Origin of the sequence: Streptomyces sp. NPDC051567, assembly GCF_044454165.1 — a bacterium.
Taxonomy (GTDB): Bacteria; Actinomycetota; Actinomycetes; order Streptomycetales; family Streptomycetaceae; genus Streptomyces.
The window spans coordinates 309,532-335,703 of record NZ_JBITDK010000004.1 but is presented as its reverse complement, the minus strand read 5'-3'; the positions used below and the strand labels follow the sequence as shown (position 1 = coordinate 335,703).

Annotated in this window: 21 protein-coding genes and 2 pseudogenes; 14 read left to right on the top strand and 9 right to left on the bottom strand. The window is 73.7% G+C overall.

The features are described 5' to 3' along the window. Positions 1 to 139: 139 nt before the first annotated feature. Positions 140 to 2,272: a putative bifunctional diguanylate cyclase/phosphodiesterase gene (locus tag ACIA5F_RS07405; RefSeq protein WP_399350247.1), complete on the top strand. Its 2,133-nt coding sequence runs from the start codon at positions 140 to 142 to the stop codon at positions 2,270 to 2,272. Positions 2,273 to 2,306: 34 nt separating this feature from the next. Here ACIA5F_RS07405 and ACIA5F_RS07400 read toward each other — a convergent pair whose 3' ends face one another. Continuing rightward, entirely contained in the window at positions 2,307 to 3,185 is an 879-nt protein-coding gene (locus tag ACIA5F_RS07400) for a LysR family transcriptional regulator (RefSeq protein ID WP_399350127.1), read from the bottom strand. A gap of 95 nt (positions 3,186 to 3,280) precedes the next feature. Here ACIA5F_RS07400 and ACIA5F_RS07395 point away from each other — a divergent pair, with 95 nt between their 5' ends. The 4 genes from ACIA5F_RS07395 (at position 3,281) to ACIA5F_RS07380 (ending at position 7,509) form a co-directional block, all read left to right on the top strand. Then, on the top strand, positions 3,281 to 3,985 hold the full coding sequence (locus ACIA5F_RS07395) for a succinate dehydrogenase cytochrome b subunit (RefSeq protein WP_399350125.1): 705 nt from the start codon (positions 3,281 to 3,283) through the stop codon (positions 3,983 to 3,985). A gap of 2 nt (positions 3,986 to 3,987) precedes the next feature. Next, on the top strand, positions 3,988 to 5,955 hold the full coding sequence (locus ACIA5F_RS07390; protein WP_399350123.1) for a fumarate reductase/succinate dehydrogenase flavoprotein subunit: 1,968 nt from the start codon (positions 3,988 to 3,990) through the stop codon (positions 5,953 to 5,955). Continuing rightward, positions 5,952 to 6,692, top strand: coding sequence for a succinate dehydrogenase/fumarate reductase iron-sulfur subunit (locus tag ACIA5F_RS07385; RefSeq protein ID WP_399350121.1), 741 nt, complete (start codon positions 5,952 to 5,954; stop codon positions 6,690 to 6,692). Before ACIA5F_RS07390 ends, ACIA5F_RS07385 begins: the two co-directional genes overlap by 4 nt. 160 nt (positions 6,693 to 6,852) lie before the next feature. Then, positions 6,853 to 7,509, top strand: coding sequence for a hypothetical protein (locus ACIA5F_RS07380; RefSeq protein ID WP_399350119.1), 657 nt, complete (start codon positions 6,853 to 6,855; stop codon positions 7,507 to 7,509). Between the two features lie 11 nt (positions 7,510 to 7,520). Here ACIA5F_RS07380 and ACIA5F_RS07375 read toward each other — a convergent pair whose 3' ends face one another. Beyond that, positions 7,521 to 8,567 (bottom strand): MsnO8 family LLM class oxidoreductase, encoded by a 1,047-nt coding sequence (locus ACIA5F_RS07375; RefSeq protein ID WP_399350117.1) that lies wholly within the window; start codon positions 8,565 to 8,567, stop codon positions 7,521 to 7,523. Positions 8,568 to 8,706: 139 nt separating this feature from the next. On the opposite strand from ACIA5F_RS07375, the gene ACIA5F_RS07370 reads away from it, so the two are divergent. Further along, positions 8,707 to 9,201: an HAD family acid phosphatase gene (locus tag ACIA5F_RS07370; protein ID WP_399350115.1), complete on the top strand. Its 495-nt coding sequence runs from the start codon at positions 8,707 to 8,709 to the stop codon at positions 9,199 to 9,201. A 618-nt stretch (positions 9,202 to 9,819) separates the two neighbouring features. Beyond that, positions 9,820 to 10,041 (top strand): dodecin, encoded by a 222-nt coding sequence (locus ACIA5F_RS07365; RefSeq protein ID WP_399350113.1) that lies wholly within the window; start codon positions 9,820 to 9,822, stop codon positions 10,039 to 10,041. Between the two features lie 559 nt (positions 10,042 to 10,600). On the opposite strand, the pseudogene ACIA5F_RS07360 reads toward ACIA5F_RS07365, so the two are convergent. After that, a pseudogene (locus ACIA5F_RS07360) lies at positions 10,601 to 10,693 on the bottom strand (dodecin domain-containing protein); the annotation flags it as partial. 170 nt (positions 10,694 to 10,863) lie between these two features. Here ACIA5F_RS07360 and ACIA5F_RS07355 point away from each other — a divergent pair. After that, positions 10,864 to 12,126: an extracellular solute-binding protein gene (locus ACIA5F_RS07355; protein WP_399350111.1), complete on the top strand. Its 1,263-nt coding sequence runs from the start codon at positions 10,864 to 10,866 to the stop codon at positions 12,124 to 12,126. Between the two features lie 191 nt (positions 12,127 to 12,317). Here the strand turns inward: ACIA5F_RS07355 and egtD are convergent, their stop codons facing one another. From egtD to egtA, 4 genes are read right to left on the bottom strand one after another with little or no spacing between them, the layout of a single operon-like run. After that, entirely contained in the window at positions 12,318 to 13,292 is a 975-nt protein-coding gene (egtD, locus tag ACIA5F_RS07350) for an L-histidine N(alpha)-methyltransferase (RefSeq protein WP_399350109.1), read from the bottom strand. Further along, positions 13,285 to 14,049: an ergothioneine biosynthesis protein EgtC gene (gene egtC, locus ACIA5F_RS07345; protein WP_399350107.1), complete on the bottom strand. Its 765-nt coding sequence runs from the start codon at positions 14,047 to 14,049 to the stop codon at positions 13,285 to 13,287. Before egtC ends, egtD begins: the two co-directional genes overlap by 8 nt. Further along, positions 14,049 to 15,377: an ergothioneine biosynthesis protein EgtB gene (egtB, locus tag ACIA5F_RS07340; RefSeq protein ID WP_399350105.1), complete on the bottom strand. Its 1,329-nt coding sequence runs from the start codon at positions 15,375 to 15,377 to the stop codon at positions 14,049 to 14,051. Before egtB ends, egtC begins: the two co-directional genes overlap by 1 nt. Further along, the gene (gene egtA / locus ACIA5F_RS07335) at positions 15,374 to 16,777 is read right to left on the bottom strand and encodes an ergothioneine biosynthesis glutamate--cysteine ligase EgtA (RefSeq protein WP_399350103.1); all 1,404 of its coding nucleotides are present in this window, start codon (positions 16,775 to 16,777) and stop codon (positions 15,374 to 15,376) included. The genes egtB and egtA overlap by 4 nt, the downstream gene beginning before the upstream one ends. Before the next feature lie 726 nt (positions 16,778 to 17,503). On the opposite strand from egtA, the pseudogene ACIA5F_RS07330 reads away from it, so the two are divergent. The 5 genes and pseudogenes from ACIA5F_RS07330 to ACIA5F_RS07310 all read left to right on the top strand — a co-directional run. Beyond that, a pseudogene (locus tag ACIA5F_RS07330) lies at positions 17,504 to 17,761 on the top strand (substrate-binding domain-containing protein); the annotation flags it as partial. A 260-nt stretch (positions 17,762 to 18,021) separates the two neighbouring features. Further along, positions 18,022 to 19,221, top strand: a complete 1,200-nt coding sequence (locus ACIA5F_RS07325; RefSeq protein ID WP_399350101.1) for a thiolase family protein — start codon at positions 18,022 to 18,024, stop codon at positions 19,219 to 19,221. Between the two features lie 262 nt (positions 19,222 to 19,483). Then, positions 19,484 to 20,923 carry an aldehyde dehydrogenase family protein gene (locus ACIA5F_RS07320; protein WP_399350099.1) on the top strand — a complete coding sequence of 480 codons (1,440 nt, stop codon included), beginning with the start codon at positions 19,484 to 19,486 and terminating at the stop codon, positions 20,921 to 20,923. A gap of 161 nt (positions 20,924 to 21,084) precedes the next feature. Then, the gene (locus tag ACIA5F_RS07315; RefSeq protein ID WP_399350097.1) at positions 21,085 to 21,477 is read left to right on the top strand and encodes a thioredoxin family protein; all 393 of its coding nucleotides are present in this window, start codon (positions 21,085 to 21,087) and stop codon (positions 21,475 to 21,477) included. A 43-nt stretch (positions 21,478 to 21,520) separates the two neighbouring features. Continuing rightward, on the top strand, positions 21,521 to 22,951 hold the full coding sequence (locus ACIA5F_RS07310; protein WP_399350095.1) for a dihydrolipoyl dehydrogenase family protein: 1,431 nt from the start codon (positions 21,521 to 21,523) through the stop codon (positions 22,949 to 22,951). A 215-nt stretch (positions 22,952 to 23,166) separates the two neighbouring features. Here ACIA5F_RS07310 and ACIA5F_RS07305 read toward each other — a convergent pair whose 3' ends face one another. Both ACIA5F_RS07305 and ACIA5F_RS07300 read right to left on the bottom strand, forming a co-directional pair. After that, a complete protein-coding gene (locus tag ACIA5F_RS07305; RefSeq protein WP_399350093.1) occupies positions 23,167 to 23,967 on the bottom strand; it encodes an alpha/beta fold hydrolase in 801 nt (266 codons plus the stop codon). A gap of 80 nt (positions 23,968 to 24,047) precedes the next feature. Then, positions 24,048 to 25,301 (bottom strand): MFS transporter, encoded by a 1,254-nt coding sequence (locus ACIA5F_RS07300; protein WP_399350091.1) that lies wholly within the window; start codon positions 25,299 to 25,301, stop codon positions 24,048 to 24,050. Between the two features lie 97 nt (positions 25,302 to 25,398). Between ACIA5F_RS07300 and ACIA5F_RS07295 the strand changes: the two genes are divergently transcribed. After that, entirely contained in the window at positions 25,399 to 25,971 is a 573-nt protein-coding gene (locus tag ACIA5F_RS07295; protein ID WP_399350089.1) for a TetR-like C-terminal domain-containing protein, read from the top strand. The last annotated feature ends 201 nt before the right edge of the window (positions 25,972 to 26,172 follow it).

Genomic DNA, 26,172 nt, shown 5'->3' with positions numbered 1-26,172 from the left:
GGACGCGCCGGACACCACGGACGCGCCGGACGCCGCCGGGGCGGCCGGGTCCGCCGCCGCACCGGCGCCGGAACCCGGGCCGGTACCGGCCCTTGAGACGGCCCCCGCGACGGCCCCCGCGACGGCCCCGCAGTGTGCTCTGGAGGACCGGATCGGCCGCTTCGCGACCATCTGGGGGCGGGCGATCTTCCCGGTCACCGCGACCTCACTGACCCGCACCGAGTTCGAGCGCCACCTCGTACCGCTCACCCGGACGCTCTCCGCCGCCCTGCACGCCCGGCCCTTCGACGCCTCGGCCGCCCAGCGGGTGGGCGCGGAACTCGTCGCCGTGCACTGCACCGACCCGGAGGCCCTGGCCGGCACCCTCGGGGTCGTCGAGTCCTACCTGGTGCTCTACTGCGGTCCCGAAGACCGGGCCGGGGAGAGCACCGAGGAGTACCGGTCCCGGTGCGCCCGGCTCCAGCACGGGATCGCGGCGGGGTTCGCACGGGCCCTGCGCGAGCGGACCCTCAAGGAGCAGGAGGCCATCGCCCGCTCCGCGCTGACCGCCCGCATCGACGCCCAACAGGCCCTGCACGCGAGCGAGGCACGGTTCCGGGCGGTCTTCGAGGGCGCGGCCGTCGGCATCGGCATCGCCGACCTGGACGGCAACGTCCTGGAGGCCAACGACACGCTGCTGCGGATGTTCGGCGGCCTGGAGGGCCACGTCCGGGGCCGCAACGTCAGCCAGTGGAGCCACCCCGACGACACCCCGCACGTCTGGAAGATGTACGGCGAACTGGTGCGCGGCGAGCGCGAGCACTACCGCGCGGAGAAGCCGTACTACCGGCACGACGGCACCGTGCTCTGGACCAACCTGACGGTGTCGCTGCTGCGCGACGCCGAGGGGGCGCCGCAGTACCAGCTGGCCCTGATGGAGGACACCACCGAACGGCGGCTGCTGAACCTGCGCCTCCGTTACGAGGCCACCCACGACGCGCTGACCGGCCTGCCGAACCGGACGCTCTTCTTCGAGCGGCTGGAGAAGGCCCTGGGCGGGGCCGGAGGCGACCGCTTCGGCCTGTGCTACCTGGACCTCGACGGGTTCAAGGCGGTCAACGACAGCCTCGGCCACTCGGCGGGGGACCGGCTGCTGGTGGAGGTCGCCGACCGGCTCCAGAGCTGCGCCACCGGACCCGGCGAGGTGATCGCACGGCTCGGCGGCGACGAGTTCGTGGCGCTCACCACCGGCCCGGAGTCCGAGGAGAAGGCGAGCGACCTCGCCGTGCGCATCCTGTCCGCCCTGTCCACGCCGATCCGGCTGGAGGGCCGGGAACTGACGGTCCGGGGCAGCATCGGCATCGTCGAGGGCCGGGCCAAGGAGCGCACCCCGGCAGAGGTGCTGCGCAGCGCCGACATCACGATGTACCGGGCCAAGGCGGCGGGCGGCAACCGCTTCGAGTTCGCCGACGCCGAGGCCGACGCCCGCGCCATCACCCGCCACGGCCTGACCAACGCCCTGCCCGCGGCGCTGGAACGCGGCGAGTTCTTCATCGAGTACCAGCCGCTGGTGCACATGCACGACGGCAGCGTGCACGGCGCCGAGGCACTGGTGCGCTGGTCGCACCCGCAGCACGGGGTGCTCGGCCCGGACCGCTTCATCCCGCTCGCCGAACGGACCGGACTGATCGTGCCGCTCGGCCGCTGGGTCCTGGAGGAGTCCGTCCGCCAGGCCCGCGCCTGGCAGCGCGAACGGGGCGGTGTGGCCCTGCGGATCAACGTGAACCTCTCGCCGACCCAGCTCCACCACCCCGGTCTGGTCGCCGACACCGTGGCGGTGCTGGAGAAATCGGGCCTGGCCCCGGGCGCGCTCTGCCTGGAGGTGACCGAGTCGGCCCTGATCGGCGCGGACGACGAACTCCTGGAACCGCTGCGCCGGCTGGCCGCCCTGGGGGTGGACATCGCGCTCGACGACTTCGGCACGGGCTACTCGAACCTGGCCAACCTGCGCCGCCTCCCGGTCAGTGTCCTGAAACTCGACCGCTCCTTCACCCAGGGGATGCAGCAGCAGCCCGCCGACCCGGTCGACGTCAAGATCGTGGAGGGCATCGTCGCCCTGGCCCACAGCCTTGAACTCGCCGTCACGGTCGAGGGCGTGGAGACCGGCGCCCAGGCGGCCCAGCTGCGTGATCTCGGCTGCGACACCGCCCAGGGCTGGTACTACGCCCGCCCCGGCGCCGCCGACCGGATTCACGCCCTCTGCCTCTCGGACGCGCTGCCCTCCGCCTCCTGACACCCGGGGCCGACCGGGCCGGGCCCCGGCCCGGTCAGCCCGTCAGGACGCGCTGGAGTTCGCGGGCCGCGCGCGGCGGGGCCACGTCGCTGCGGTGGGCCAGGGCGATCGTGCGCCGCAGGGGGGAGCCCGCCAGGGGGGTGGCCCGCAGGCCCGGTCCGGCGTGGGCGACGACCATCGCCGGGACCACCGCGACCCCGAGCCCGGCGCGGACGAAGCCCAGGACCGCGTCCATCTCCCCGCCCTCCACGGTGAACACCGGCTCGAAGCCCTCCGCGCGGCAGGCCGTCACGGTCAGCTCCCGCAGGTCGTAGCCGTGGCGGAACATCACCATCGGCTCGTCGCGCAGCCCCGAGACGGTCAGCTCACCGCCACCGCCCGGCGCGGGCAGCTCCGCCGAGGAGACCACCACCAGGTCCTCCGTCAGCAGCTCCACCGTGGTCAGCGACGGGGCCGAGGGCGGCAGGGGCAGGGCGATCAGGGCCAGGTCCAGGGCTCCGCGCGCGAGTTCCCGTACGAGGTCCAGCGAGCCGCTCTCCTCGATCAGCAGCTCGATACCGGGGTGTGCCGTGTGGAAGGCGCGGAGCACACCGGGGAGCAGGCCCGTGCACACGCTCGGTGTGGCGCCCAGCCGGACCCGGCCGCGCCGGAGCCGCGCCAGCTCCTGCACCGCCACCCGGGCGGTGTCCGCGTCCGCCAGGATGCGCCGGGCCAGCGGGAGCAGCGTCTCGCCCGCGTCGGTGAGCGCGATGTTGCCCCGGGCGCGGCTGAACAGTTCGGCCCCCAGTTCCCGTTCGAGTGCCTTGATCTGCTGCGAGAGCGAGGGCTGGGCCACATGGACCCGCTCGGCGGCCCGGGTGAAGTGCCGGGTCTCGGCGACGGCCACGAAGTAGACGAGCTGCTGGAACTGCATCGACCCAGGATAACCCCATGAATAGACACAGCCTATCGAGATCAGCTCCACCATGTCTTGGACCTTTCAGGTCCTTCGTCCCTACCGTCGACGGCATGGCTCTGGCAACGCGGACGGACCGACGGCCCTCCACCACGCGCACGCTCTGGGACTCCTCCCTCGGCAAGAAGGCCGTCATGGCGGTCTCCGGCCTGATCATGCTCGGCTACCTCGTCGCGCACATGCTCGGAAACCTCAAGATCTTCTTCGGCCCGGAGGAGTTCAACGGCTACGCGCACTGGCTGCGCACCCTCGGCGCGCCCTTCCTCCACCACGAGTGGGCCCTGTGGACCGTCCGCGTGGTGCTGGTCGTCGCGGTCGTCGCGCACGCCGTCTGCGCCTACCAGCTCAGCCGGCGGGACATCAGGGCCCGCCCGGTCGCGTACGTCCACAAGCGCCGCCGCGCCACCTACGCCACCCGCACGATGCGCTGGGGCGGCGTCATCCTCGCCCTCTTCATCGTCTGGCACCTCCTGGACCTCACCACGCTCACCGTCAACGAGCGCGCCTGGGCCGGGCATCCGTACGAGAACGTCCTCGCCACCTTCTCCACCTGGTACGGCAACACCATCTACCTCGTGGCGATGACCGCGCTCGCACTCCACGTGCGCCACGGGTTCTGGAGCGCCGCCCAGACCCTCGGCGCGGGCACCGCCCGGCGCGGGCGGACCCTGAAGTTCCTGGCCGACGCGCTGGCCCTCGTCCTCTTCGCCGGGTTCGTCTCCGTCCCCGTCGCCGTCATGACCGGAGTGGTGAGCTGACCATGAGCGAACACAACCCGTACGCGCACTACGCGCACTACGTCACCGGCGACCCGATCGCCGACACCAAGGCCCCCGAGGGCCCGATCGCCGAACGCTGGGACCGCCGCCGCTTCGAGGCCCGGCTCGTCAACCCCGCCAACCGCCGCACACACACCGTCATCGTCGTCGGCACCGGCCTGGCCGGCGGCTCGGCGGGCGCGACCCTCGCCGAACAGGGCTACCACGTCGTCCAGTTCTGCTTCTCCGACTCCCCGCGCCGCGCCCACTCCATCGCCGCCCAGGGCGGCATCAACGCCGCCAAGAACTACCGCAACGACGGCGACTCGGTGCACCGCCTCTTCTACGACACCGTCAAGGGCGGCGACTTCCGCGCCCGCGAGTCCAACGTCCACCGCCTCGCCCAGATCTCCGTGGAGATCATCGACCAGTGCGTGGCCCAGGGAGTGCCCTTCGCCCGGGAGTACGGCGGCCTCCTCGACACCCGTTCCTTCGGCGGCGTCCAGGTCTCCCGCACCTTCTACGCCCGCGGCCAGACCGGCCAGCAACTCCTCCTCGGCGCCTACCAGGCCCTCTCCCGCCAGATCGCCGCCGGGAACATCGAGATGCACGCCCGCACCGAGATGCTCGACCTGATCGTGGTGGACGGGACGGCCCGCGGCATCGTCGCCCGTGACCTGGTCACCGGAGAGATCTCCACCCACTACGCCGACGCCGTCGTCCTCGCCTCCGGCGGCTACGGCAACGTCTTCCACCTCTCCACCAACGCCATGAACTCCAACGCCACCGCCATCTGGCGGGCACACCGGCGCGGCGCCCACTTCGCCAACCCCTGCTTCACCCAGATCCACCCCACCTGCATCCCGCGCACCGGCGAGCACCGGTCCAAACTCACCCTGATGAGCGAGTCCCTGCGCAACGACGGCCGTATCTGGGTCCCCAGGGCCCAGGGCGACACCCGTCCCCCGGCCGGCATCCCCGAGGCGGAACGCGACTACTACCTGGAGCGGATCTACCCCTCCTTCGGCAACCTCGTCCCCCGCGACATCGCCTCCCGCGCCGCCAAGAACGTCTGCGACGAAGGCCGCGGCGTCGGCCCCGGCGGCCAGGGCGTCTACCTCGACTTCGCCGACGCCGTCCGCCGCACGGGCAAGGAGCAGGTCGCCGAGAAGTACGGCAACCTCTTCGAGATGTACGAGCGGATCACCGCCGAGAACCCGTACGAGGTCCCCATGCGGATCTACCCCGCCGTCCACTACACGATGGGCGGTCTCTGGGTCGACTACGACCTCCAGACCACCGTTCCCGGCCTCTTCGCGATCGGCGAGGCCAACTTCTCCGACCACGGCGCCAACCGCCTCGGCGCCTCCGCGCTGATGCAGGGCCTCGCCGACGGCTACTTCGTCCTCCCCGCCACCCTCAACGACTACCTCGCCCGCCACCCCCACCGGGAGCCGGTCGACGACACCCACCCCGAGGCCGGGGCCGCCCTGGCACAGACCCGCGACCGCCTCGCGCGCCTCCTCGCCACCGACGGCGACCGCACCCCCGACTCCTTCCACCGGGAGATCGGCGCGCTCCTGTGGGAGTACTGCGGGATGGCCCGCACCGACGCCGGTCTGCGCAAGGCGCTGGCCCGCATCCCCGAGATCCGGGAGGAGTTCTGGCGGCGCGTCAAGGTGCCCGGCCGGGGAGAGGAGTTCAACCAGTGTCTGGAGAAGGCCAACCGCATCGTGGACTACCTCGAACTCGCCGAGCTGATGTGCCTCGACGCGCTCCACCGCACCGAGTCCTGCGGCGGCCACTTCCGCGAGGAGTCCCAGACCCCGGACGGCGAGGCCGAACGCCGCGACGAGCAGTTCTCGTACGCCGCCGTCTGGGAGTTCACCGCCACCGGGGCCGCCCCCGTCCTGCACCGGGAAGACCTCGCCTTCGCCTCCGTCCACCCCACCCAGCGGAGCTACGCATGAAGCTCACCCTGCGCGTCTGGCGCCAGCCCGGCGCCGCCGCCCCCGGCGCCATGGCCACCTACGAGATCGACGGCGTCTCGCGGGACATGTCCTTCCTGGAACTGCTCGACACCCTCAACGAGGACCTCATCCTGCGCGGCGAGGACCCGGTGGCCTTCGACCACGACTGCCGCGAGGGCATCTGCGGCGCGTGCAGCCTCGTCATCAACGGCGACGCCCACGGCCCGGAACCCACCACCACCTGCCAGCTCCACCTGCGCTCCTTCACCGACGGCGACACCGTCGACGTCGAACCCTGGCGGGCCGCGGCCTTCCCGGTGGTCAAGGACCTCGTCGTCGACCGCAGCGCCTTCGACCGGATCATCCAGGCCGGCGGCTACATCACCGCCCCCACCGGAGCGGCCCCCGAGGCGCACGCCACCGCCGTGCCCAAGACCGACGCCGACCACGCCTTCGAGCACGCGCAGTGCATAGGCTGCGGAGCGTGCGTGGCGGCCTGCCCCAACGGCTCCGCGATGCTCTTCACCGCCGCCAAGATCAACCACCTCAACGTGCTGCCGCAGGGCTCGCCGGAGCGCGAGACCCGGGTACTGGACATGGTGGCCCGGATGGACGAGGAGGGCTTCGGCGGCTGCACCCTGACCGGCGAGTGCGCCACGGCCTGCCCCAAGGGCATACCGCTGCCGTCGATCGCCGCGATGAACAAGGAGTGGCTGCGGGCCGTCCGGAAGAAGTGACCCGTACGGCCCCGAGCGCCGCCGGTACGGTCCCGCCCCTGCCGCCCACGGGCCGGACTTCCGGCCCGACCGGATGATCGGATGGGCCGACCGGGTGTTCGTGCGGGCGGCACGCCGTGCCGCGCCCGGAACGGTCCGGGCCGTCGGCGACAGTGGCCCCATGCCAGAAGCCCCCGACGGGTCCGGACCGCGCCGCCGCACCGTGCTGGCCGCCGCCCTCGCCCCGCTCGCGGCGGCCGGCTGCGCCGCCGAGGAAGCGCCCCGGCGCCCCGCGCCCGGCCCGCCGGGCGCGGTCAAGGACGCCCTGGTCATGGTCGTCCGGCACGCGGAGAAGCCGTACACGGGCGACATCGGCGAGGACGAGGACGGCAACGAGGACCCCGGGTTCCTCGCGGGCCGGGGATGGCGCCGGGCCGAGGAACTGCACCGCCTCTTCGCGCCGAGCGGCGGCGCCTCGCTGCCGCGCCCCGAGCGGATCTTCGCCGCCGCCCCGGGCGGCAGGACCACCGCCCCCGCACGGTGCGCACAGACCGTGGAGGCACTGGCCACCGCCCTGCGCGTCCCCGTCCGCACCGAGTTCGCCACCGGAGCCGAACCGGCCCTGGCCCACGCCGTGCTCACCGCCCCGACCCCCGTCCTCGTCTGCTGGGAGCCCCCCGGCATCCCCCGCCTGGTCCGGGCCCTCGGCGCCCACCAGCTCGTCGGCGTCCCCGCCGACTGGCCCGACCGCTACGACCTCGTCTGGACCTTCACCCGCCGCGAGGGCGCCTGGAGCTTCCACGAACTGCCGCAGCGCCTGCTGCCCGGCGACGCGTAGGACACCCCGTCCTATCGCAGGGCCTGGGCCCCGGCTCCGGTGGCGGAGGGCGCGGTCGTGGGCGTGGGCGCGGTGCCCGTGATCCGGGCCAGCCGGGTGAAGGAGTCCAGCAGCGCCGCCCGGTCGTGGGTGGAGGTGGTGACCAGCAGTTCGTCCGCGCCGGTCGCCGCGGCGACCCCGGCCAGCTCCGCCGCGACCTCTTCCCCGGTGCCGTGGATGTGCCCGGCCAGGGCGTCCTCGTACCGCTCCCGCTCCTTCGGGGTCATGGCCATGGCCTCGATCTCCTCGGCCGGACGCAGCGGCGGGAAGCTGCCGTGGGTACGGGAGTACGCCATGGACCACGCCTCCGGCACCAGGACGCGCCGGGCGGCCTCCGCGGTGGCGGCGACCGCGACCGTCCCGGAGACGACGACGTACGGCTCCGCGCCCAGGGCGGACGGCCGGAACTGCGCGCGGTACCGCTCGACGGCCTCCACGACCCGGCCGCGCGTACGCAGGTCCCCCACCACCATCGGCAGCCCGGCGCGGGCGGCGATCCCCGCGCCCGAGCCGGTGGCGAGCACGTACGCCGGTATCCGCAGCCCCTCGGCGGGCCGGGCGTGGACCTCGGGATGGGCCCGCTGGGTGCCGTCCAGCCAGCCCAGCAGCTCGGTCAGCTGCTCCTCGAACCGGTCGGCGTCCCCGGTGCCGCGCCCCAGGGCCCGCCGGATGCCGTCGGTGAAGCCGACGGACCGGCCGAGCCCCATGTCGATCCGGCCGGGGAACAGCGACTCCAGGACCCCGAACTGCTCCGCGACCACCAGCGGCTGGTGGTTGGGGAGCATCACACCGCCGGTGCCGACCCGGATGCGCCCGGTCGCGGCGGCGACGGCCGCCGCCAGCACGGTCGGGGCGGAACCGGCGACCCCGGGCACGCTGTGGTGCTCGGAGACCCAGAAGCGGTGGTAGCCGAGCTGCTCGGCGGCGCGGGCCAGCTCCACGGTGTCGCGCAGGGCCTGCGGGGCTCCGTACCCCTCGCGGGTGCGGGACCGGTCGAGTATCGAGAGTTTTCGGATCACACCGTTCTCAACGCCCCGGACCCGTGGGGATTCCCCGGTCCGGCCCCGGTCCGCCCCTGTCCGGTCCGCGCCCGGTCCCCGCTCCGCCCGTGCGCCACCGGGGCTCCGCCGGGCTTCGAGCGGCGCCTACCCTGACGGCATGAGCCCGATCGAGCCCCCTCTGCCACTGGCCGTCTTCGACATCGACAACACCCTGGCCGACACCGGCCACCGCCAGCACTTCCTGGAGCACCGGCCCCGGGACTGGGACGGCTTCTTCGGCGCGGCCCCGGCCGATCCGCCGCTCGCGCGCGGGGTGGCGCTGGCGGTGGAGAGCGCGGCCGGGTGCGAGGTGGTGTACCTGACCGGGCGTCCGGAGCGGTGCCGGGCGGACACGGTGGAGTGGCTCACCCGGCACGGGCTGCCCGAGGGCCGGCTGTGGATGCGCGGGGACCGGGACCGGCGGCCCGCCCGGACCACCAAGCTGGAGGTGCTGCGGCGGATCGCCCGGGGGCGGGAGGTACGGAGGTTCGTGGACGACGACGAACTCGTCTGCCGGGCCGCCCGCGCGGAGGGGTTCCCGGTGGTCCTGGCGGACTGGGCGGCGGAGGCGCCGGAACTCAAGCACGCCCAGGAGGGCGAGGGCCGCACCTGAGGTTCCCGGCGGGTCCGGTACTCCGGTACACCGGGGCGGGTGGGTCCGGTGGGGTCCGGTGCGTCCGGTCCGGGGTCCGGGACCGGAGGTCACTCCCCACTCCTCGCCTGTCGGGCCCCAGCACCCCGGACGGACGGGAATGCCGGGGGCTTCGGGGCCCGCTGCCTCCGCCCTCTTGAGTGCCGCTTCGACATCCTTCTTCTGGTGTCGGTCGCCGATTCCCCTAGTGCTGTGACCGGAAAGGTTTGCCGGTAGGCCCGCGGCGTCCGGTGCGGTGGATCGCAAGGCGGAGGGTCACGGCTTGTACTGGACGTACTTGCGTGGTCCGACAACGCGGCGAGGCGCCGTGCCGGGCGTCGAGGGCCGGTGAACCTTTCCGGTCACAGCACTAGCCGTATGTCCTACGCGCCGACCGCGAGGAAGACGCGGAGTCCGGGACGAAGCCATCCGATCGAGCTACCGCTCCCGGAACGATCATGACTGCGCGGCCGGAAGGACCGTCGGCGCGTGCCGACCGACCGGCCGCCCTTTCGCCCGGGAGAGGTCCCCCTGTCTCCGTGGTGCGGGCACGCCATCCCTGATGCATGGTGGTTCAGAGACCCACATGAGGAGAGGTCCATGTCGAACCACACGTACAAGGTCGAAGAGATCGTCGGGTCCTCACCCCTCAGCGTGGACGACGCGATCAAGAACGGCGTCTCTCGCTTCACTCAGAAGCTCCGCAAAGTGGACTGGTTCGAAGTGACCCAGATTCGCGGCCACATCGAGGACGGCGCGGTGGCCCACTACCAGGTGGGTATGAAGGTCGGATTCCGGCTGGAAGAGACCGACGGGTCCTAGACGAGCAGTACGAGGACGTCCGGCCGACGTACCGGGACCACGCACCGGGACCACGTACCGGACGCCGCTCCTTGACGGGCGAACGTCGCCTGACGCGGCACCAGCCCGCTCCGCGGCGAGTGGCCGTCGTTGCCCGTGACGCCGCCTTCTCGCTCCAGGTCTCCTGGTTCAGCGCGTCCGCAGTTGCCGCTTCGCGAGCGTCGCCGGCCTGCTCCGGTGGGACCACGAGGCCTCCCGGGCCTTCACGTCCACGTTCTCGTGGCCTTCGAGCGCGTGGACGTGGCGCTGGTGGTCGCGGGCGCCGAGCGCCTCTCCTGATTCCCGTCGGATACCAGTCGACCGTGCCTCCCGCTCATACTCATACGCATACTCATAGCTTCGGTTCGACCGTTCACCTGCCGGGGGAGGGGGCGGTCGGTAAGGTTCACGGCGCACGGCACCGGAGACGGTGGCGTCCTTGACCGCACCCTCGACCGCACCCACGACCTCGTCGCCGGGGGGCCTGCCTCGGTAGCGTGGCGGTTCCGCCGGACAGCGAGGACCCGGCTGCCGACGCCGCGGTGCGGTCGGCCCGGGTGATCCCGTTACGGATGGCTTGATCGATTCCCTCCCGCGAGGTGTCGATGATCTCGGACGCCCGATATGTGTGGTTCGGCGGGGGCTTTCCAGGTGGTGTGGGTCAATACCTTGTTCCACGGTGCCCCAGTAAGTCCTGCTCCGCGAACTTTGTGTGAACAATCCACAGCGGAGGGCCCTTGACCTGCGTGTTTGGTCTATGCCAATTTCAAGCCATCTGAGATCAATCCCCAGAAGGTGAATTAAGTGAAGATGCGTTTCCTTGCCGTGTGTACCGCTCTCGCGGCCTCGGCCGCCCTCACTGGCTGCAGCCAGTTGGCCGGCTCGGACGGAGGGTCGCAGAAGGTGACGCTGTGGCTGATGAAAGGCAGCGCGTCAGACGACTTCATCACCAAGTTCACCACCTCGTTCGAGAAAGAACACCCCGGCATCGACCTGGAAGTCAAGATCCAGGAGTGGACGGGTATCGGCGACAAGGTCAACGCCGTCCTCGAAGGCAAGAGCAAGGAGAGCGCCGACGTCATCGAGGTCGGCAACACCCAGGTCGCCCAGTACATCGAGACCGGCGGCCTCTCCGAACTCACCCTGGAGGGGCTGCGCGAGTGGGGCAGCAAGGACTGGCTCAAGGGGCTTTCCGACCCGGGCAGTCTCAACGGGGCCCAGTACGGTGTCCCGTGGTACGCCGCCAACCGCGTGGTGATCTACAACAAGGACCTCTTCGCCGACGCCGGGGTCAAGGCGCTCCCCAAGAACCGCCAGGACTGGGTCCAGGCCACCCAGAAGCTCGACAAGGGAGACCAGCAGGGCATCTACCTCGCGGGCCAGAACTGGTACGTCCTGGCCGGTTTCGTCTGGGACGAGGGCGGTGAACTCGCGGTCGAGACCAGTGGCCAGTGGGTCGGCGCGCTCGACGAGGACAAGGCGCTGGCCGGCATGGAGTTCTACAAGCAGTTGCAGGCCCTCGGCAACGGTCCGAAGGACGCCGACGAGGAGACGCCCTCGCAGGCCAAGGTCTTCGCCCGCGGCGACGTCGCCCAGATCATCGCCCCGCCCGGCCAGGTCGCCGAGATCGAGGCGGCCAACCCCGCACTGAAGGGAAAGCTCGGCTTCTTCCCGATACCGGGCAAGACTTCCGACAAGGCGGGCGCGGTCCTCACCGGGGGCTCCGACCTGATCATCCCCGAGAGAACGAAGCAGCGGGCCGGCGCCGTCGATGTGATCACGGCCCTGAACAGCGAGAAGTGGCAGACCGAGCTGGCCCGCTCGATGAGTTACGTCCCGAACAAGACCACGCTCGCGCACGTGGTCGAGGGCAACGAGGGCGCCGCGAGCATGGCCGCCAGCGCCGCCCAGGGCCGGGCCACCCCGAACTCCGCCCGCTGGGCCGAGATCGAGGCCGACAACCCGATCAAGCCGTTCATGACGGCCGTGCTCTCCGGCCAGGACCCCAAGCAGGCGGCCAAGACCGCCTCCGACACGATCAGCCGGGTGCTCAGCTCCGACCGCTGACCCGCTGACCGCTGAGCCCGGCGGCCTGGCGGTCCGGTCTGTCGCCCTGGAGGTCCGCCGACCCGCCGCCCGGACCGGCGGGCGCCCGCTGAGGCGGCGCGGGTGCCCGTGCGCGGGGCCCCGACGACGGCGACGCCGCCGGGGCACCAGGCTCGGCGCGTCACGCCGTCACGCCTCACCTCGTCGCGCCGTCACCTCGTCCGTCCGTCCGCGACCGACAAGGACAGGGCGAAACGTTCCTCCGCGTCCGTCCACCAGTGGGTCAGCTCCAGCCCGGCGGAGGCCAGTTCCCGGCGCACGCCCTCCTGGCGGAACTTCGCGGAGATCTCCGTCAGGATCTCCTCGCCCGCCGCGAACGGCACCACCAGGTCCAGCGCCCGGATCTTCACCAGCGCCCGCGCGCGGGCCCGCAGCCGCATCTCGATCCACTCCTGTTCCCGGTTCCACACCGCCACGTGCGCGAAATCGGCGGTGCGGAAGTTCCCGCCCAGCTCCCGGTCGATGACGGCCAGGACGTTCCGGTTGAACTCGGCCGTCACCCCCTGGGCGTCGTCGTACGCCGCCACCAGGACCGATTCCTCCTTCACCAGGTCGGTCCCCAGCAGCAGCCCGTCCCCGGGCGACAGCATCGCCCGCACCGCCGCCAGGAACACGGCGCGCTCCGGCGGCAGCAGGTTCCCGATCGTGCCGCCGAGGAAGACCACCAGGCGCGGCCCGGGGGAGTCCGGCAGCTTCAGGGCCCTGGTGAAATCGGCCACCAGCGCGTGCACCCGCAGCCCCGGCCGGTCCGCCAGCAGCGTCGCCGCCGCTCCCCGTAGCGCGCTCTCGCTCACGTCCACCGGGACGTAGGTGTCCAGCGCGGGCAGCGCCTCGATGAGGTGCCGGGTCTTCTCCGAGGAACCGGAACCCAGCTCCACCAAGGTCCGGGCCCCGCTCACCGAGGCGATCTCCCGGGCCCGCTCCAGCAGGATCTCCCGCTCGGCGCGCGTCGGATAGTACTCCGGCAGCCGGGTGATCTCCTCGAAGAGTTCACTGCCCCGGGCGTCGTAGAACCACTTGGGCGGCAGCGACTTGGGGGTGCGGGTCAGCCCGTCCCGCACGTCCGCGCGCAGCGCCGCGTCCGCCGCGTGCTCGTCGAGCGTCCGGGTCAACTGGAAGTCACTCACGGTGCTCCTTCTCCCCCAGCGGGGTCAGCTCGACCCGCGTACGGGTGGCGGTCAGCAAGGTCCGGTCGGGCACCTCGCGCCAGCGGGGGTCGTCGTCGTAGGGCTCGGACGCCACCACCGTGCGCGGGGCCGCCGCGTCGGCGAGGTACCAGAGCGAGTCGCCCCAGGCCGTCGCGGCGATCGCGGTCCCGTCGGTCAGCAGCAGGTTGAGCCGGGAGCCGGGAGCCGCCTCGGCCAGCTCCCGCACCGCCCCGGCCAGGGCGGCGCCGAGCTGTTCCCCGGCGCGCAGGCGGTGCAGGACCAGCGCCCAGACCAGCGCCGAATCCGTGCGCGCGGCCAGCTGGAGCAGCTCCCCGGCCGCCAGTCCGGCCGCGACCGGGGCCGCCGCCTCCGGCCAGCCCCGTACCGAGCCGTTGTGGCTGAACAGCCAGGGCCCGGCCGTGAACGGCGCGGCGGCGGCCTCCCCGTCCGCACCGGCCAGCGTGGCGTCCCGTACGGCGGCCAGCACGGACCCGGAGCGCACCACGCGGGCGAGATCGACGAGGTTCAGGTCGCCCCAGACCGGCCCGGCCCGCCGGTAGCGGGCGGGCACCGGGTCGCCCTGCGCGTACCAGCCCACGCCGAAGCCGTCCGCGTTGACCGTCCCGTACCGCTGCCGGCGCGGCAGCCAGGACTGCCGCACCAGCGAGTGCTCCGGCTCCGACAGGAGCTGACCGAGCGCCACCACCGGTCCCAGATAGGCAAGATGACGGCACATCAGAGGTCCCTCGCGGTCCGGAACCCGGAGAAGATCTGCCGGCGCACCGGCAGGTCCCAGTTGCGGAAGGTGCCCCGGCAGGCCACCGGGTCCACCGCGAAGGAACCGCCCCGCAGCACCTTGTGCTCCGGCCCGAAGAAGACCTCCGAGTACTCGCGGTACGGGAAGGCCCGGAACCCCGGGTACGGCAGGAAGTCGGAGGAGGTCCACTCCCACACGTCGCCGATCAGCTGGCGCACGCCGAGCGGCGAGGCCCCGGCCGGGTAACTGCCCGCGGGGGCCGGGCGCAGATGGCGCTGGCCGAGGTTGGCGCGGTCGGGGGTGGGGTCCGCGTCGCCCCACGGGTAGCGGGCCGAGCGGCCGGTCACCGGGTCGTACCGGGCGGCCTTCTCCCACTCCGCCTCCGTGGGCAGCCGGCGCCCCGCCCAGCGGGCGTAGGCGTCCGCCTCGTACCAGCTCACGTGGAGGACGGGTTCCCCGCCCGGCACCGGCTCGGTCACCCCGAAGCGGCGCCGCAGCCAGCCGTCACCCGTCGGTCCCTCCCGGTACCAGAAGAGCGGGGCCTCGATGGAGTGCGCCCGGATCTGCTCCCAGCCGGGCGCCGCCCACCAGCGGGGCTCGTGGTAGCCGCCGTCCGCGATGAACGCCTGGTACGCGGCGTTGGTCACCGGCGCCGTGTCCATCCGGAACGGTACGGTCTCCCGCACGTGCGCGGGCCGTTCGTTGTCCAGCGACCAGGGTTCGGCGGAGGTCCCCATCGTGAACGGGCCGCCGGGGACGAGGACCTCGGCGGCCGGCGGCGGGGGGCCCTGCGGGGGGTCCGGCTCCGGCGCGGTCAGCACCGGGGCGCCCGGCCGGAGCTGATGGGTGATCAGCATCGTCTCGTCGTGCTGCTGCTCGTGCTGGGCGATCATCCCGAAGACATAGCCGGAGTCGAGCAGCTCGGTGCCCTCCAGCGGGGTGTGCTCCAGCAGGTCGAAGACCCGCCCGCGCACCTCGGCGGCGTACCGGCGGGCCTCCCCGGGCCCCAGCAGCGGCAGCTTCGGCCGCTCGGAGCGGGGGTGTTCGAAGGCGTCGTAGAGCGGATCGATCTCGGGACGCAGGGACGCGCGCCCGGCCACCCGGCGCAGCAGCCACAGCTCCTCCATGTTCCCGATGTGGGCCAGGTCCCAGACCAGCGGGGACATCAGCGGGGAGTGCTGCGCGGTCAGGTCCCCGTCGCTCACCGGGTCGGTGAGGGCGGCGGTGCGGGCGCGGGCGGCGGTCAGGGCCGCCACGGCACGTTCGCGCAGGTCCGGCGGGGTGCCCGGACGGGATGCGGTGGTCACGGGCGCACGTCCCGCCCGCCGAGCGGCTCCCGCCCGGTGTGCTCGTCGGCCGGACAGCGGCCCCGGCGGACGAAGCGCTCGGCGAAGGCGCCGACCGTGTCCCTGACGTGCGCGCCCGCGCCGAGCCGGGGCAGCGCCTCGACGGCGGCCCGGAAACAGGCGGTGGCCGCCGTCCGCAGCTCGGGATCGGCCAGGCCGTGCCGGGCGGCGGAGCGCCAGAGCGGGTTGCGCGGGGCGGGCTCGGTGCCGTAGCTGTCGGCCAGCGCCTTCGTCACCCGGTACGCGGTCTCCGACGCCTCCGGGTCGTCGAACAGCGCGTGGACGACCGCCACCGGGACCAGCCAGCCGTCGTCGCCGGGCTGCGCGTCGATCATCCGCAGCTCCAGGTGGCCGCGCGGCCGGACCGGCGGGAAGAGCGTGGTCAGGTGGTAGTCGAGGTCCTCGGCGGTGGGCGGCCGGGGGCCGCCGGAGCGCAGCCAGTCACGGAAGGTCATCCCGCGCGGGACCGCCCACGGCCCGTCGCCCCGCGACCGTACGCACATCACCTCGGTGTCCAGGGCCTGCCGGGTCCACGCGGACCGGGGCTCGGCCTCCAGCGGCGGGGCCAGTGAGCGTCTGCGGTCTATGTCGTCCCACAGCCCCTGGCGGGCACAGCGCCACCCGGCGTACGGGCCCTCGCGGCCGGGGGAGTTGGCGAAGGAGGCGACCAGGACCGCGCCCAGCAGGTGGGCGAGGCGCCAGCGCCGGCCGTGACCGGCCGGACCCGGCTCCTCCTGTCCGGCGTCCACGCAGACCTGCACCGAGGCGGAGGAACGCATCATGGTGCGCCCGGCGGGGCCGGTGCGGTCGAGGAAACGTTCCATCGCCTCGTACCGGGGGCTGGTCAGCAGCCGGCGGTAGGGGAGCCGGGTGTCCTGGCCGCGGCCGTGCAGGACCAGGCCCTGGGCGCGCAGGACCCCCCGGACGGCGGCCAGGTCGGCCTGGAGGCCGTCCAGGCAGCCGGTGAGGGAGGCGGCCGGGGCGGAGCTGAGCTCCAGCTGCCCGCCGGGTTCGGCGGTGAGCAGGGAGTTCAGGGACAGGGCGCGGGCCGCCTCGTGCGCGAGGGCGAGCCGCTCGGGTGGGACGGGCCGTCCGGGGTCCTCGGCGTCCAGCACCAGCCATTCGAGTTCGGCGCCGAGGAGACGGGGCGGGCCCGTCTTGAAACAGATGCCGCGGATCAGTTCCTCGGCCTGGGTCTCGGTGATCGAGGGCGGCGGCGGGTCTCCGGGGCCGGGCTGGGTGGGTGCGACGGAGGGGGTGGGAGATTCCGGTGCGCCGGGGTGGACGCCCGAGGTGGGTGGGGCGGGCGGGGCGGACGTGGAAGTGGACGTGGGATGCGGAGCAGGTGAGTCCTGTGACATGAGCGGGTCCTCGTCTCCTGTCGTCGGCCGTGACATCACCCGTGCCTACCCGCCCCCGGTCCGGGCATTCCTGTGCTCCCGTATCCGGGCGGCGGCCGAGGCCGGAATCAGAATATGTGAGCAAACCCGGCCATTCCAGGCGAATGGCTCCCGTGGTGCGGAGTGACGGGACGGCAGCGGAGGGCGCCGCCGGGACACACCGCGCCGTACCGCACCCACCGCGCCTCCGGCCGGTACGGGGCGTCGCCGCCGGGACCCGGTGCTGAGCCCGGCGCCCCTTCCACCGAACGGGTGGCCCGCCACTCCCGGCCCGTGCGCGCGGGGGTTCCGGGCGGACCGGGGGGCCCGGCGGCGCCCGAGGCCGCCGGGACCACCGCACCTGTGGAGGCTGAGGAATCCGACACCGGGACCTCCCCTGCCGCTCGGTGGACAAGACGCTAGGGACGGACGGTCGCGAACGGCTGGAGATCCGGTGCACGCGGACCGGACAGGGATCACACGACCGGTCCGGGCCCCGGCCCGGCCCCTCTCCGACGATGCGTCCCGGGCCCCCGGTCCACGGCCCCGCCAAGGCCAAGGCCACCGCGCCGGCGGGCCGGGACGCGCGCGGACGGCGCGGACGACGGGTGTGGACGGCGGACGCGGACGGCGCGGACGACGGCGGAGATGACGGACAACGAGGCCGCCGCCCCGGCCGGGCGATCCGATTCCGGCCATCCGCGGAGCCGCCGGATCGGCGTGGTCGTCCCCGTGGAGCAGGGGCTGGAGTTCTTCTCCCAGCCCCGGCCGGCGGGCGCCCGCTCGGTGGCGGGGGCCGAGGTGACGGAGCTCCCGACGGCCGGTACCGAGGAGTCGGCCGCGCCGCCGGCGGCCCGCTGGCCGTCGCTCGGACTCGGCGCGGTCTTCGCGTACGACGACGAGTACGCGGTACTGCTGATGCGGGCCCTCCAGGACGAAGGGCTGCGCGTCCCGGCGGCGGTCGTCGTCCCCCGCGAATCGGCCTGACCCCGGGGCCCGACCCCGGCGGCCCGACCCGGCGGACGGGCCGCGCGGGCCGTCGCGGGCGCGCGGGTCCGGCCCGCGCGGAGCCAAGGACCGGTCCCGCCCCCGGAAGCCGTTGACAGGCGGTGACGGGCGGACCGAGACTGCGTCCGCGCCCCACCGGGCGCACCCGGCGACACACCCCGGCGCCGACACCGGCACCGGGGCCCCGCCGCACGAACGGACAGGCCCAGGAGAGTCCCATGAGCACCCGCACCGTCCGCGACGTCTACGTGGTCGACGCCGTCCGCACCCCGATCGGAAAGTTCGGCGGCGCCCTCGCCGGGGTCCGGCCCGACGACCTGGCCGCGCACGTGGTCCGCGCGCTGGTGGACCGTACGCCCGCCCTCGACCCGGCCCGCATCGACGACGTGGTCTTCGGCGACGCCAACGGCGCGGGCGAGGACAACCGGGACGTGGCCCGCATGGCGGTGCTCCTCGCGGGACTGCCCGTGACCGTCCCCGGGGTCACCGTCAACCGGCTCTGCGGGTCGGGGCTCGAAGCCGTGGTGCAGGCCGCCCGGGCCATCGCCCTCGGCGACGCCTCCGTCGCCCTAGCGGGCGGCGTCGAGTCGATGAGCCGCGCCCCCTGGGTCGTCGAGAAGCCCGGACGGGCCTTCCCCGCCGCCCACCAGCAGCTGTGGTCCACCACCCTCGGCTGGCGCATGACCAACCCCCGCATGCCCGGGCAGTGGACGGGCTCCCTCGGCGAGGGAGCCGAACTCGTCGCCGACAAGCACGGCATCACCCGCGAGGCACAGGACGCCTTCGCACTGGAGAGCCACCGCCGGGCCGCGGCGGCCTGGGCGGCCGGCGCGTACGACGCCGAGGTCGTCCCTTACGCGGGCGTGGACCTCGTACGGGACGAGTCGGTCCGCGAGGGCTCCACGCCCGAGGCGCTGGCCCGGCTGAAGCCCGCGTTCCGGACGGACGGGACGGGCACGGTCACCGCCGGGAACTCCTCCCCGCTCAACGACGGCGCCGCCGCCCTGCTGCTGACCGACGAGGCGGGCCTGGCGGCCACCGGACGGGAGCCGCTCGCACGGATCAGCGCCTCGGCGGTCACCGGGATCGAGCCGCAGCTCTTCGGCCTGGGCCCGGTGGAGGCCGTCGGGAGGGCGCTGGACAAGGCCGGCCGCAGCCTCGGCGACCTCGCCGCCTTCGAACTCAACGAGGCGTTCGCCGCGCAGGCGCTGGGCTGCCTGGCGGCCTGGCCGGAGCTCGACCCGGCGGTGGTCAACCCGCGCGGCGGCGCCCTCGCGATCGGCCACCCGCTCGGCGCCTCGGGCGCCCGGCTGGCCGGGTCGGTGGCCCACCAGCTGGCGGCGGCCGGATCGGGAACCGGCATGGCGGCGCTCTGCATCGGCGTCGGACAGGGGATCGCACTCGTCCTGGAGCGGTGAACCCGTTCCGGAGCGGCGCCCCGGCTTCCGGAGCGGTGCCCGGGGCAAGGAGGCGGGGGGCGGGGGTGAGGCGGGGTGGCGGGCCGGGCGGTGAGGGCCGACCGGTCACCTCCCGCACCGCAGAGATCCGTCGATCATTTCCAGTCAGAGTCATTCGCCAACTGTCCTGTCAGTGAACAGAAGTTGAGCCGACCGTCTGGCACGATGACGCCTGCTGCCGCCCCCCCCGCCACCCGCCCATCCTCACCGGAGGCCCCGCGCCATGCCGCTCCTCGATCCCACGCTCTGGCAGGACGGACCCACACTCACCGGCGGTACCGCCCCCGTCGTCGAACCGGCCACCGGCCGCACCCTCGCCACCATCGACCTCGCCGCACCCGCCGACGTCACGGAGGCCGCCCTGCGCGCCCAGGACGCGCAGCGTTCCTGGGCACGGGCGACCCACCTGGAGCGCGCGGCCGTCCTGCGCCGCGCCGGGGACCTCTTCGCCGCGCACGCCGACGAGCTGCGGGAGTGGCTGGTGCGCGAGTCGGGCTCGATACCCGGCAAGGCCGACTTCGAACTGCACGTCGCCGCCCAGGAGTGCTACGAGGCCGCCGCACTGGCCTCCCGCCCCACCGGCCAGGTGCTGCCCAGCGAGGCGCCCCGGCTCTCCTTCACCCACCGGGTACCGGCCGGGGTGGTCGGGGTCGTGGCCCCCTTCAACGCCCCGCTGATCCTCTCGATCCGCTCGGTGGCACCCGCCCTCGCGCTCGGCAACTCCGTGCTGCTCAAACCGGACCGCCGCACCGCCGTGTGCGGCGGCCTCGCCCTCGCCGCCGTCTTCGCCGCCGCCGGTCTGCCGTGCGGGCTCCTGCACGTCCTGCCCGGCTCCGCCGCGACGGGGGCCGCCGTCGTCGCCGACCCCCGGGTACGGGTCGTGTCGTTCACCGGGTCCACGGCCAGCGGCCGGGCCGTCGGCGAACTGGCCGGCCGCCACCTCACCCGCGCCCACCTGGAGCTGGGCGGCAACTCCGCGCTCGTCGTCCTGCGCGACGCCGACGTCGAGGCCGCCGTCGCCCAGGCGTCCTGGGGCTCCTTCTTCCACCAGGGCCAGATCTGCATGACCGCCGGGCGTCACCTCGTGCACGCCTCGCTGTACGACGAGTACGTGGAGCGGCTCGCCGCGCGGGCCGAGGCGCTGGCGGTGGGCGACCCGTACCGCGAACCCGTCCACCTCGGCCCGCTGATCGACCGCGCCCAGCTGGAGCGGGTCCACGCACTGGTGGAGGCGAGCACCGAGCAGGGCGCCAAACTCGTCGCGGGCGGAACCCACCGGGACCTCTTCTACCGGCCGACCGTGCTGGCCGCCGTCGCCGACGACACCCCCGCCTACACGGAGGAGGTCTTCGGCCCGGTCGCCCCCGTACGCTCCTTCGCCACGGAGGACGAGGCCGTGGCCCTGGCCTCGGCGGGCCCGTACGGCCTCTCCCTCGGGATCGTGACGGGGGACGCGGCGCGCGGCCTGGAACTGGCCGCGCGCATCCCGACCGGGATCGCGCACGTCAACGACCAGACGGTCAACGACGAGGCGGTGGCCCCCTTCGGCGGTACCGGCGCCTCCGGCACCGGCGCCCGTTTCGGCGGCGAGGCCAACCTCGACGCCTTCACGGAACTCCGCTGGACCACGGCCCGCACGACCCCCGCCGGGCACCCGTTCTAGGGAGCGTCCTCGAAGAGGCTCCCCGGCCCACCGGAGGGCGGACCCGCCCGGCCGTGACCCGGTTCGCGGGACTCGGGTCACGGCCGGGCGCAGGAACAGGAATGCGGGAGGCCGCTCGTTCGTTCAGGCAGCAGACAGAGCAATGAGGAGGTCTGGACACCGTGGCTACAGTCGAGCTCACCAAGGCGAACTTCGACCGGACGGTCAGCGAGAACCCGTTCGTGCTGATCGATTTCTGGGCGGGCTGGTGCCGTCCCTGCCTGCAGTTCGCCCCGGTCTACGAGAAGGTCTCGGACGCCCACCCCGACCTGGTCTTCGCCAAGGTGGACACCGAGGCCGAGCAGGAGCTGGCCGCCGCCTTCGAGGTCACCTCGATCCCGACACTGATGATCGTCCGGGACCAGGTGGCGCTCTTCGCCCAGCCCGGCGCGCTGCCGGAGGCCGCGCTGACCGACCTCATCGGCCAGGCCCGCGCCCTCGACATGGACGAGGTCCGGGCGAAGATGACCGCCGCGCGGCAGGAACCGGCGGACCCCGGCACGCCGGAGGGCTGACCTTGCGTGACGCCGCCCCCGCCCGGCGGTGACACTGGCCGGTATGACTGAAGCGGTGGAGTACGACGTGGTGGTGCTCGGCGGGGGACCGGCCGGCGAGAACATCGTCGACCGGACCCGGGCCGCCGGGCTGAGCACGGCACTGGTCGAGAGCGAACTGCTGGGCGGGGAGTGCTCGTACTGGGCCTGCGTGCCGAGCAAGGCCCTCCTGCGCCCGGCCCTGGCCCGGGCCGACGCCCGCAAGGTCCCCGGACTGGCGGCGGCGGTCCAGGGACCACTGGACACGGCGGCGGTGTTCGCGCACCGCGACTACTGGACCGGCCACTGGAAGGACGACGGCCAGGTCGCCTGGGTCGACTCGACCGGCGCCCACGTCTACCGGGGCCACGGCAGGCTCTACGGGACCCGCAAGGTCGCCGTCACCAGCCCCGAGGGCGAGCACCACGTGCTCTCGGCCCGGCACGCCGTCGTCGTCGCCACCGGCACCCGGGCCCTCGTCCCCGACCTGCCCGGGATCGCCGCCGCCCGGCCCTGGACCAGCCGCGAGGCCACCTCCGCCCAGGAGGCGCCCGGCCGGCTGCTGATCGTGGGCGGCTCGGTGGTGGCCGCCGAGATGGCCACCGCCTGGCAGGCGCTCGGCTCGCAGGTCACCGTCCTGGTCCGCGGCTCCGGGCTGCTGCCGCGCATGGAGCCCTTCGCGGGCGAGCTGGTCGCCGACGCGCTGCGCGAGGCCGGCGCGGTGGTCCGTACGGGTGTCTCCGTCGAGGCGGTCGTCCGGGACGGTCCGGCCGGGCCGGTCACCGTCGTGCTGGCGGGCGGCGAGACCCTGGAGGGCGACGAGCTGCTGGTGGCCACGGGCCGCGCGCCCCGCACCGAGGACATCGGGCTGGAGACCGTCGGGCTGGCCCCGGGGGAGTGGATCGCGGTCGACGACAGCTGCCGGGTCCCCGGACACGACTGGCTGTACGCGGTGGGCGACGTCAACCACCGCGCGCTCCTCACCCACCAGGGCAAGTACCAGGCCCGGATCGCGGGCGCGGTCATCGCCGCCCGCGCGGCCGGCGACCCCGTGACCGACACCGCCCCCTGGGGCGCGTACGAGGCCACCGCCGACACCCGGGCCCTCCCCCAGGTCGTCTTCACCGACCCGGAGGCCGCGGCGGTGGGCCTGACCCTGGCCGAGGCCGAACGGGCGGGCCACCGGGTGCGCGCCGTCGACTACGACCTCGCCAAGGTCTCGGGCGCCGGCCTGTACGCCGACGGCTACCGCGGCCGGGCCCGCATGATCGTGGACCTGGACCGCGAAATCCTCCTCGGCGCCACCTTCGTCGGCCCGGGCACCGCCGAACTGCTGCACGCGGCCACGATCGCGGTAACGGCGGAAGTCCCCCTCTCCCGCCTCTGGCACGCGGTCCCGGCCTTCCCCACGATCAGCGAAGTCTGGCTGCGGCTGCTGGAGACGTACCGGGGGTAGGAGCCGCCGTCGAAGCCGTACCGCGGTGACGGCGGCGGGCACCGGGGCTGTGGCGCCGGGAGGGGCCAGGGACGCGTGGATGTCGCCGAGGTTCTCGGCCGCTGGACTCAGCCCGAACCGCGCACCCTGCTCCTGAGTGCCCTCACACGGCGGTCCGGTCTGCCGCGGGTGTGGCGGGTGAGCGCCCCCCCGGCAGACCGGACCGCCGTGCCTCGTCAGCTCCTGACGGCGGCCAGAAGCCCCGCCGTGGCTTCGGGGGCCTCCACCGGGAAGTGGTGGGTGCCCAGGTCGACGAGGACGATGTCGAGGCGGTTCCCGTAGCGGTCGATCGCCTCCTGTGTCACCAGGTCACGTATCGCGAATACGGTGATCGGCTGCGTCGTCCCGCGCAGCGCCGCGTCCATGTCCCAGCGCACCAGGCCCTCCATGGCGCGCAGGCCCGCGGGCTGTCGCACCGCGGACATCTTCTCGAAGTAGGCGTCGGCGAGGGCCGGGTCGGTCCCGGCCGGCGATCCTCCTTCGACGAGGCCGCGCACCGCCGCGGCGAAGTCGCCGCGGAACGCGCTCAGCAGGGCGTCGGCCTGTTCCTCGCGCTGCGCCGGGAACAGGGAAAGGTAGTGCAGCCCGTCGAGCGCGATCACGTGCGAGACGGTGCCGGGGAGCAGTCGGCCGACTTCGACGGCCACTGCCGCGCCGAGGGAGTGGCCGGCCACGACGGCCGTGGTCACGGCCTCGGCCTCCAGTACGGTGGCCACGTCGCGAGCGAATTCCTCCATGGTCCACACCTCTCGCGCCGACCGGGACTCGCCGTGCTCGGCGAGGTCGACCGCGAGGACCCGGTGGCCGTCGGGCAGATGGCCGATGACCGCGTCGAAGTCGCCGCGGTCGCAGGCCCAGCCGTGGATGAGGACCAGGGCCGGCCCGTCGGTCGGGCCGACGGCCGTATAGCGGATCGTCGTGTGGTGCGGGCGATGGGCGACGAGGCTCTTGATGGTTCCGCTGTCCGCGGTCGTCATGGTGTTTCCTTCTTTCGCGCGAAGGGTTCCGTGCCGGTCTTGAGCGAGGAGGGTTGCGGCGGTCGTTGTGGGCGGGTGCCTCACCCGCCCGTAGCCGGGGCGGGGCGGCGCCGCACCCGTATCTGGTTCAGCCGCAGGAGGAAGGCGGCGGAGACGATCACCACGATCGCCAGGGCGTAGATCTCGGTGGCGGTCCGCAGCCCCAGGGCGGTGACGGCGATACCGCCGAGCACGGCCGGCACACTGTTGCCGAGGTAGTTGATGATGTTCACGGAGGCGAAGACCGCGCTGCGCTCGTGCGGCCTGGCGATGGTGGCGAAGGTGCCGAACGCCGCCAGCACCGAGGCGCCGAGGCCGGCCCCCGCGACGACGGTGCCACCGGCGGCGAGCCAGACGAGGTCCGCCATGATGCCGGCGAGCGCGGTCAGGACGCCGAGCCCGAGCAGGGCGGACGAGGGAGCCAGCAGCGAGGACGCGGAACGGGAGCGGAGCACGGCGACCGTCAGTGCCCCAGTGCCCGCCAGCAGTGTCACGACGATGCCGCCGGCCAGGTGGCTCCGCAGCCCCAGCAGTTGGGCCGCGACGGACGGGCCGAGGGAGAGGAACAGCCCGGCCAGCGCCCAACTGGCGATCATCGTCGGGACCACCGGGACGATGTCCGCGCGCAGGTGCGCGGGGAGCGCGACCCGTGGGCGCAGGGAGGCGACGGCTCCCGGCCGGCGCGGGGAGGTCTCCGGCAGAAAAGCGGTGAGCGCCCCCGCCACCAGCATGGCGCCGAGCAGCAGGGCGTAGACCAGCCGGGTCGGGGCGGGGCCGAACTCCACCAGCACACCGGAGCCCAGAGCGCCGAGGGCGAGCCCGGTCAGGGGTGCCACCGAGGTCACGACGCCCGCGCGGCCACGGGCGTGCGACGGTTCGAGGTCGACGAGGGTGGCGCTCAGGGTGGTCGTCGCCGCCCCGGTGGCGATTCCTTGCAGCACTCGGGCGGCGGCCAGGGCGACCACGTTCCCGGCGGTGAGGAACAGGACGAGCGCGACCGTCTCCAGTGCGATCGCCGCGGCCAGTACCGGCCGGCGGCCGATGTGGTCCGACAGCGCCCCGACGACGAGCAGCGAGCCCAGCAGGCCGACCACGTACAGGGCGAAGACGACGGTCAGCACCCACGCGGAGAAGTGCCATTGCTGCTGGTAGACCGGGTAGAGCGGGGACGGCACGCTGGAGGCGGCGAGGAAGACGACGAAGACACCGGCCACGCTGGGGAAGGCGGCCCCGCGCAGTACGCGTCCCGTGCCGGCGCCGGACGGTGCGGCGGATACAGCCGAGTCAGTAGACATAGAATCTCGCAGTGATCTGTGCGTTAGTGTCTGCACGCTAACACAAACGCAGCGATCACTGCATTATTGGTGCAGTGATCAGTGCGATACTGGGGAGGTGTCCACCACCGTTTCCCCCGCCCCAGGGGCCGTGAGCCGGCCGGGGGGCCGCTCCGCCCGAGTCCGCGCGGCCGTCCACCGGGCCGTGAGGGAACTGGTCGCCGACGAGGCGGGCGAACCACCGACGATCCCCGTCATCGCCGCTCGCGCCGGCGTGCACGCCACCACCGTCTACCGCCGATGGGGCACCGTCGCCGAACTGCTCGCCGATGTCACGACCAGCCGCTTCTCCGGCGACATCGTGGTCCCCGACACCGGCAGCCTCCGTAGCGACCTGGAACGCTACGCGCACGACCTCGCCAAGGACCTCTGCGACCCGGACACCCTCGCCCTGGTCCGCGCCACCATCGGTACGGGCGGAGAACAAGGCGCCGCCGTGTGCCGCGGAGAGCGCCAGCGGCAGCTCGAAGCCGTCCTCGAACGGGAACGGGCGAGGGGAGGGCGGCCCCCGACCCTCGAACACGCCACGGACGCCGTCCTCGCCCCCCTCTACTACCGGGCCGTATTCACCGACCTGCCCCTCACCCCCGAGTGGACGCGCACCCTTGTGTCACGCCTGCTGCCGGGCTGACGAGGCCGCGTACCACTGCGGCGAGTCCGACGGGCGCGGCCAGGCCGAGGGCGTGACCTTCGCGCAGATGCCCCACCACGCTCCCTGCGGGCCGAGTTGCCGCGCCCGGGCCGGAACGCCGGAGGCACTGGCGCGACACGGCAGGCGGAGCGGTCGGGCGGGACAGCGCAGACGGCCGCCCGATTTCCCGGACGGCGCTCC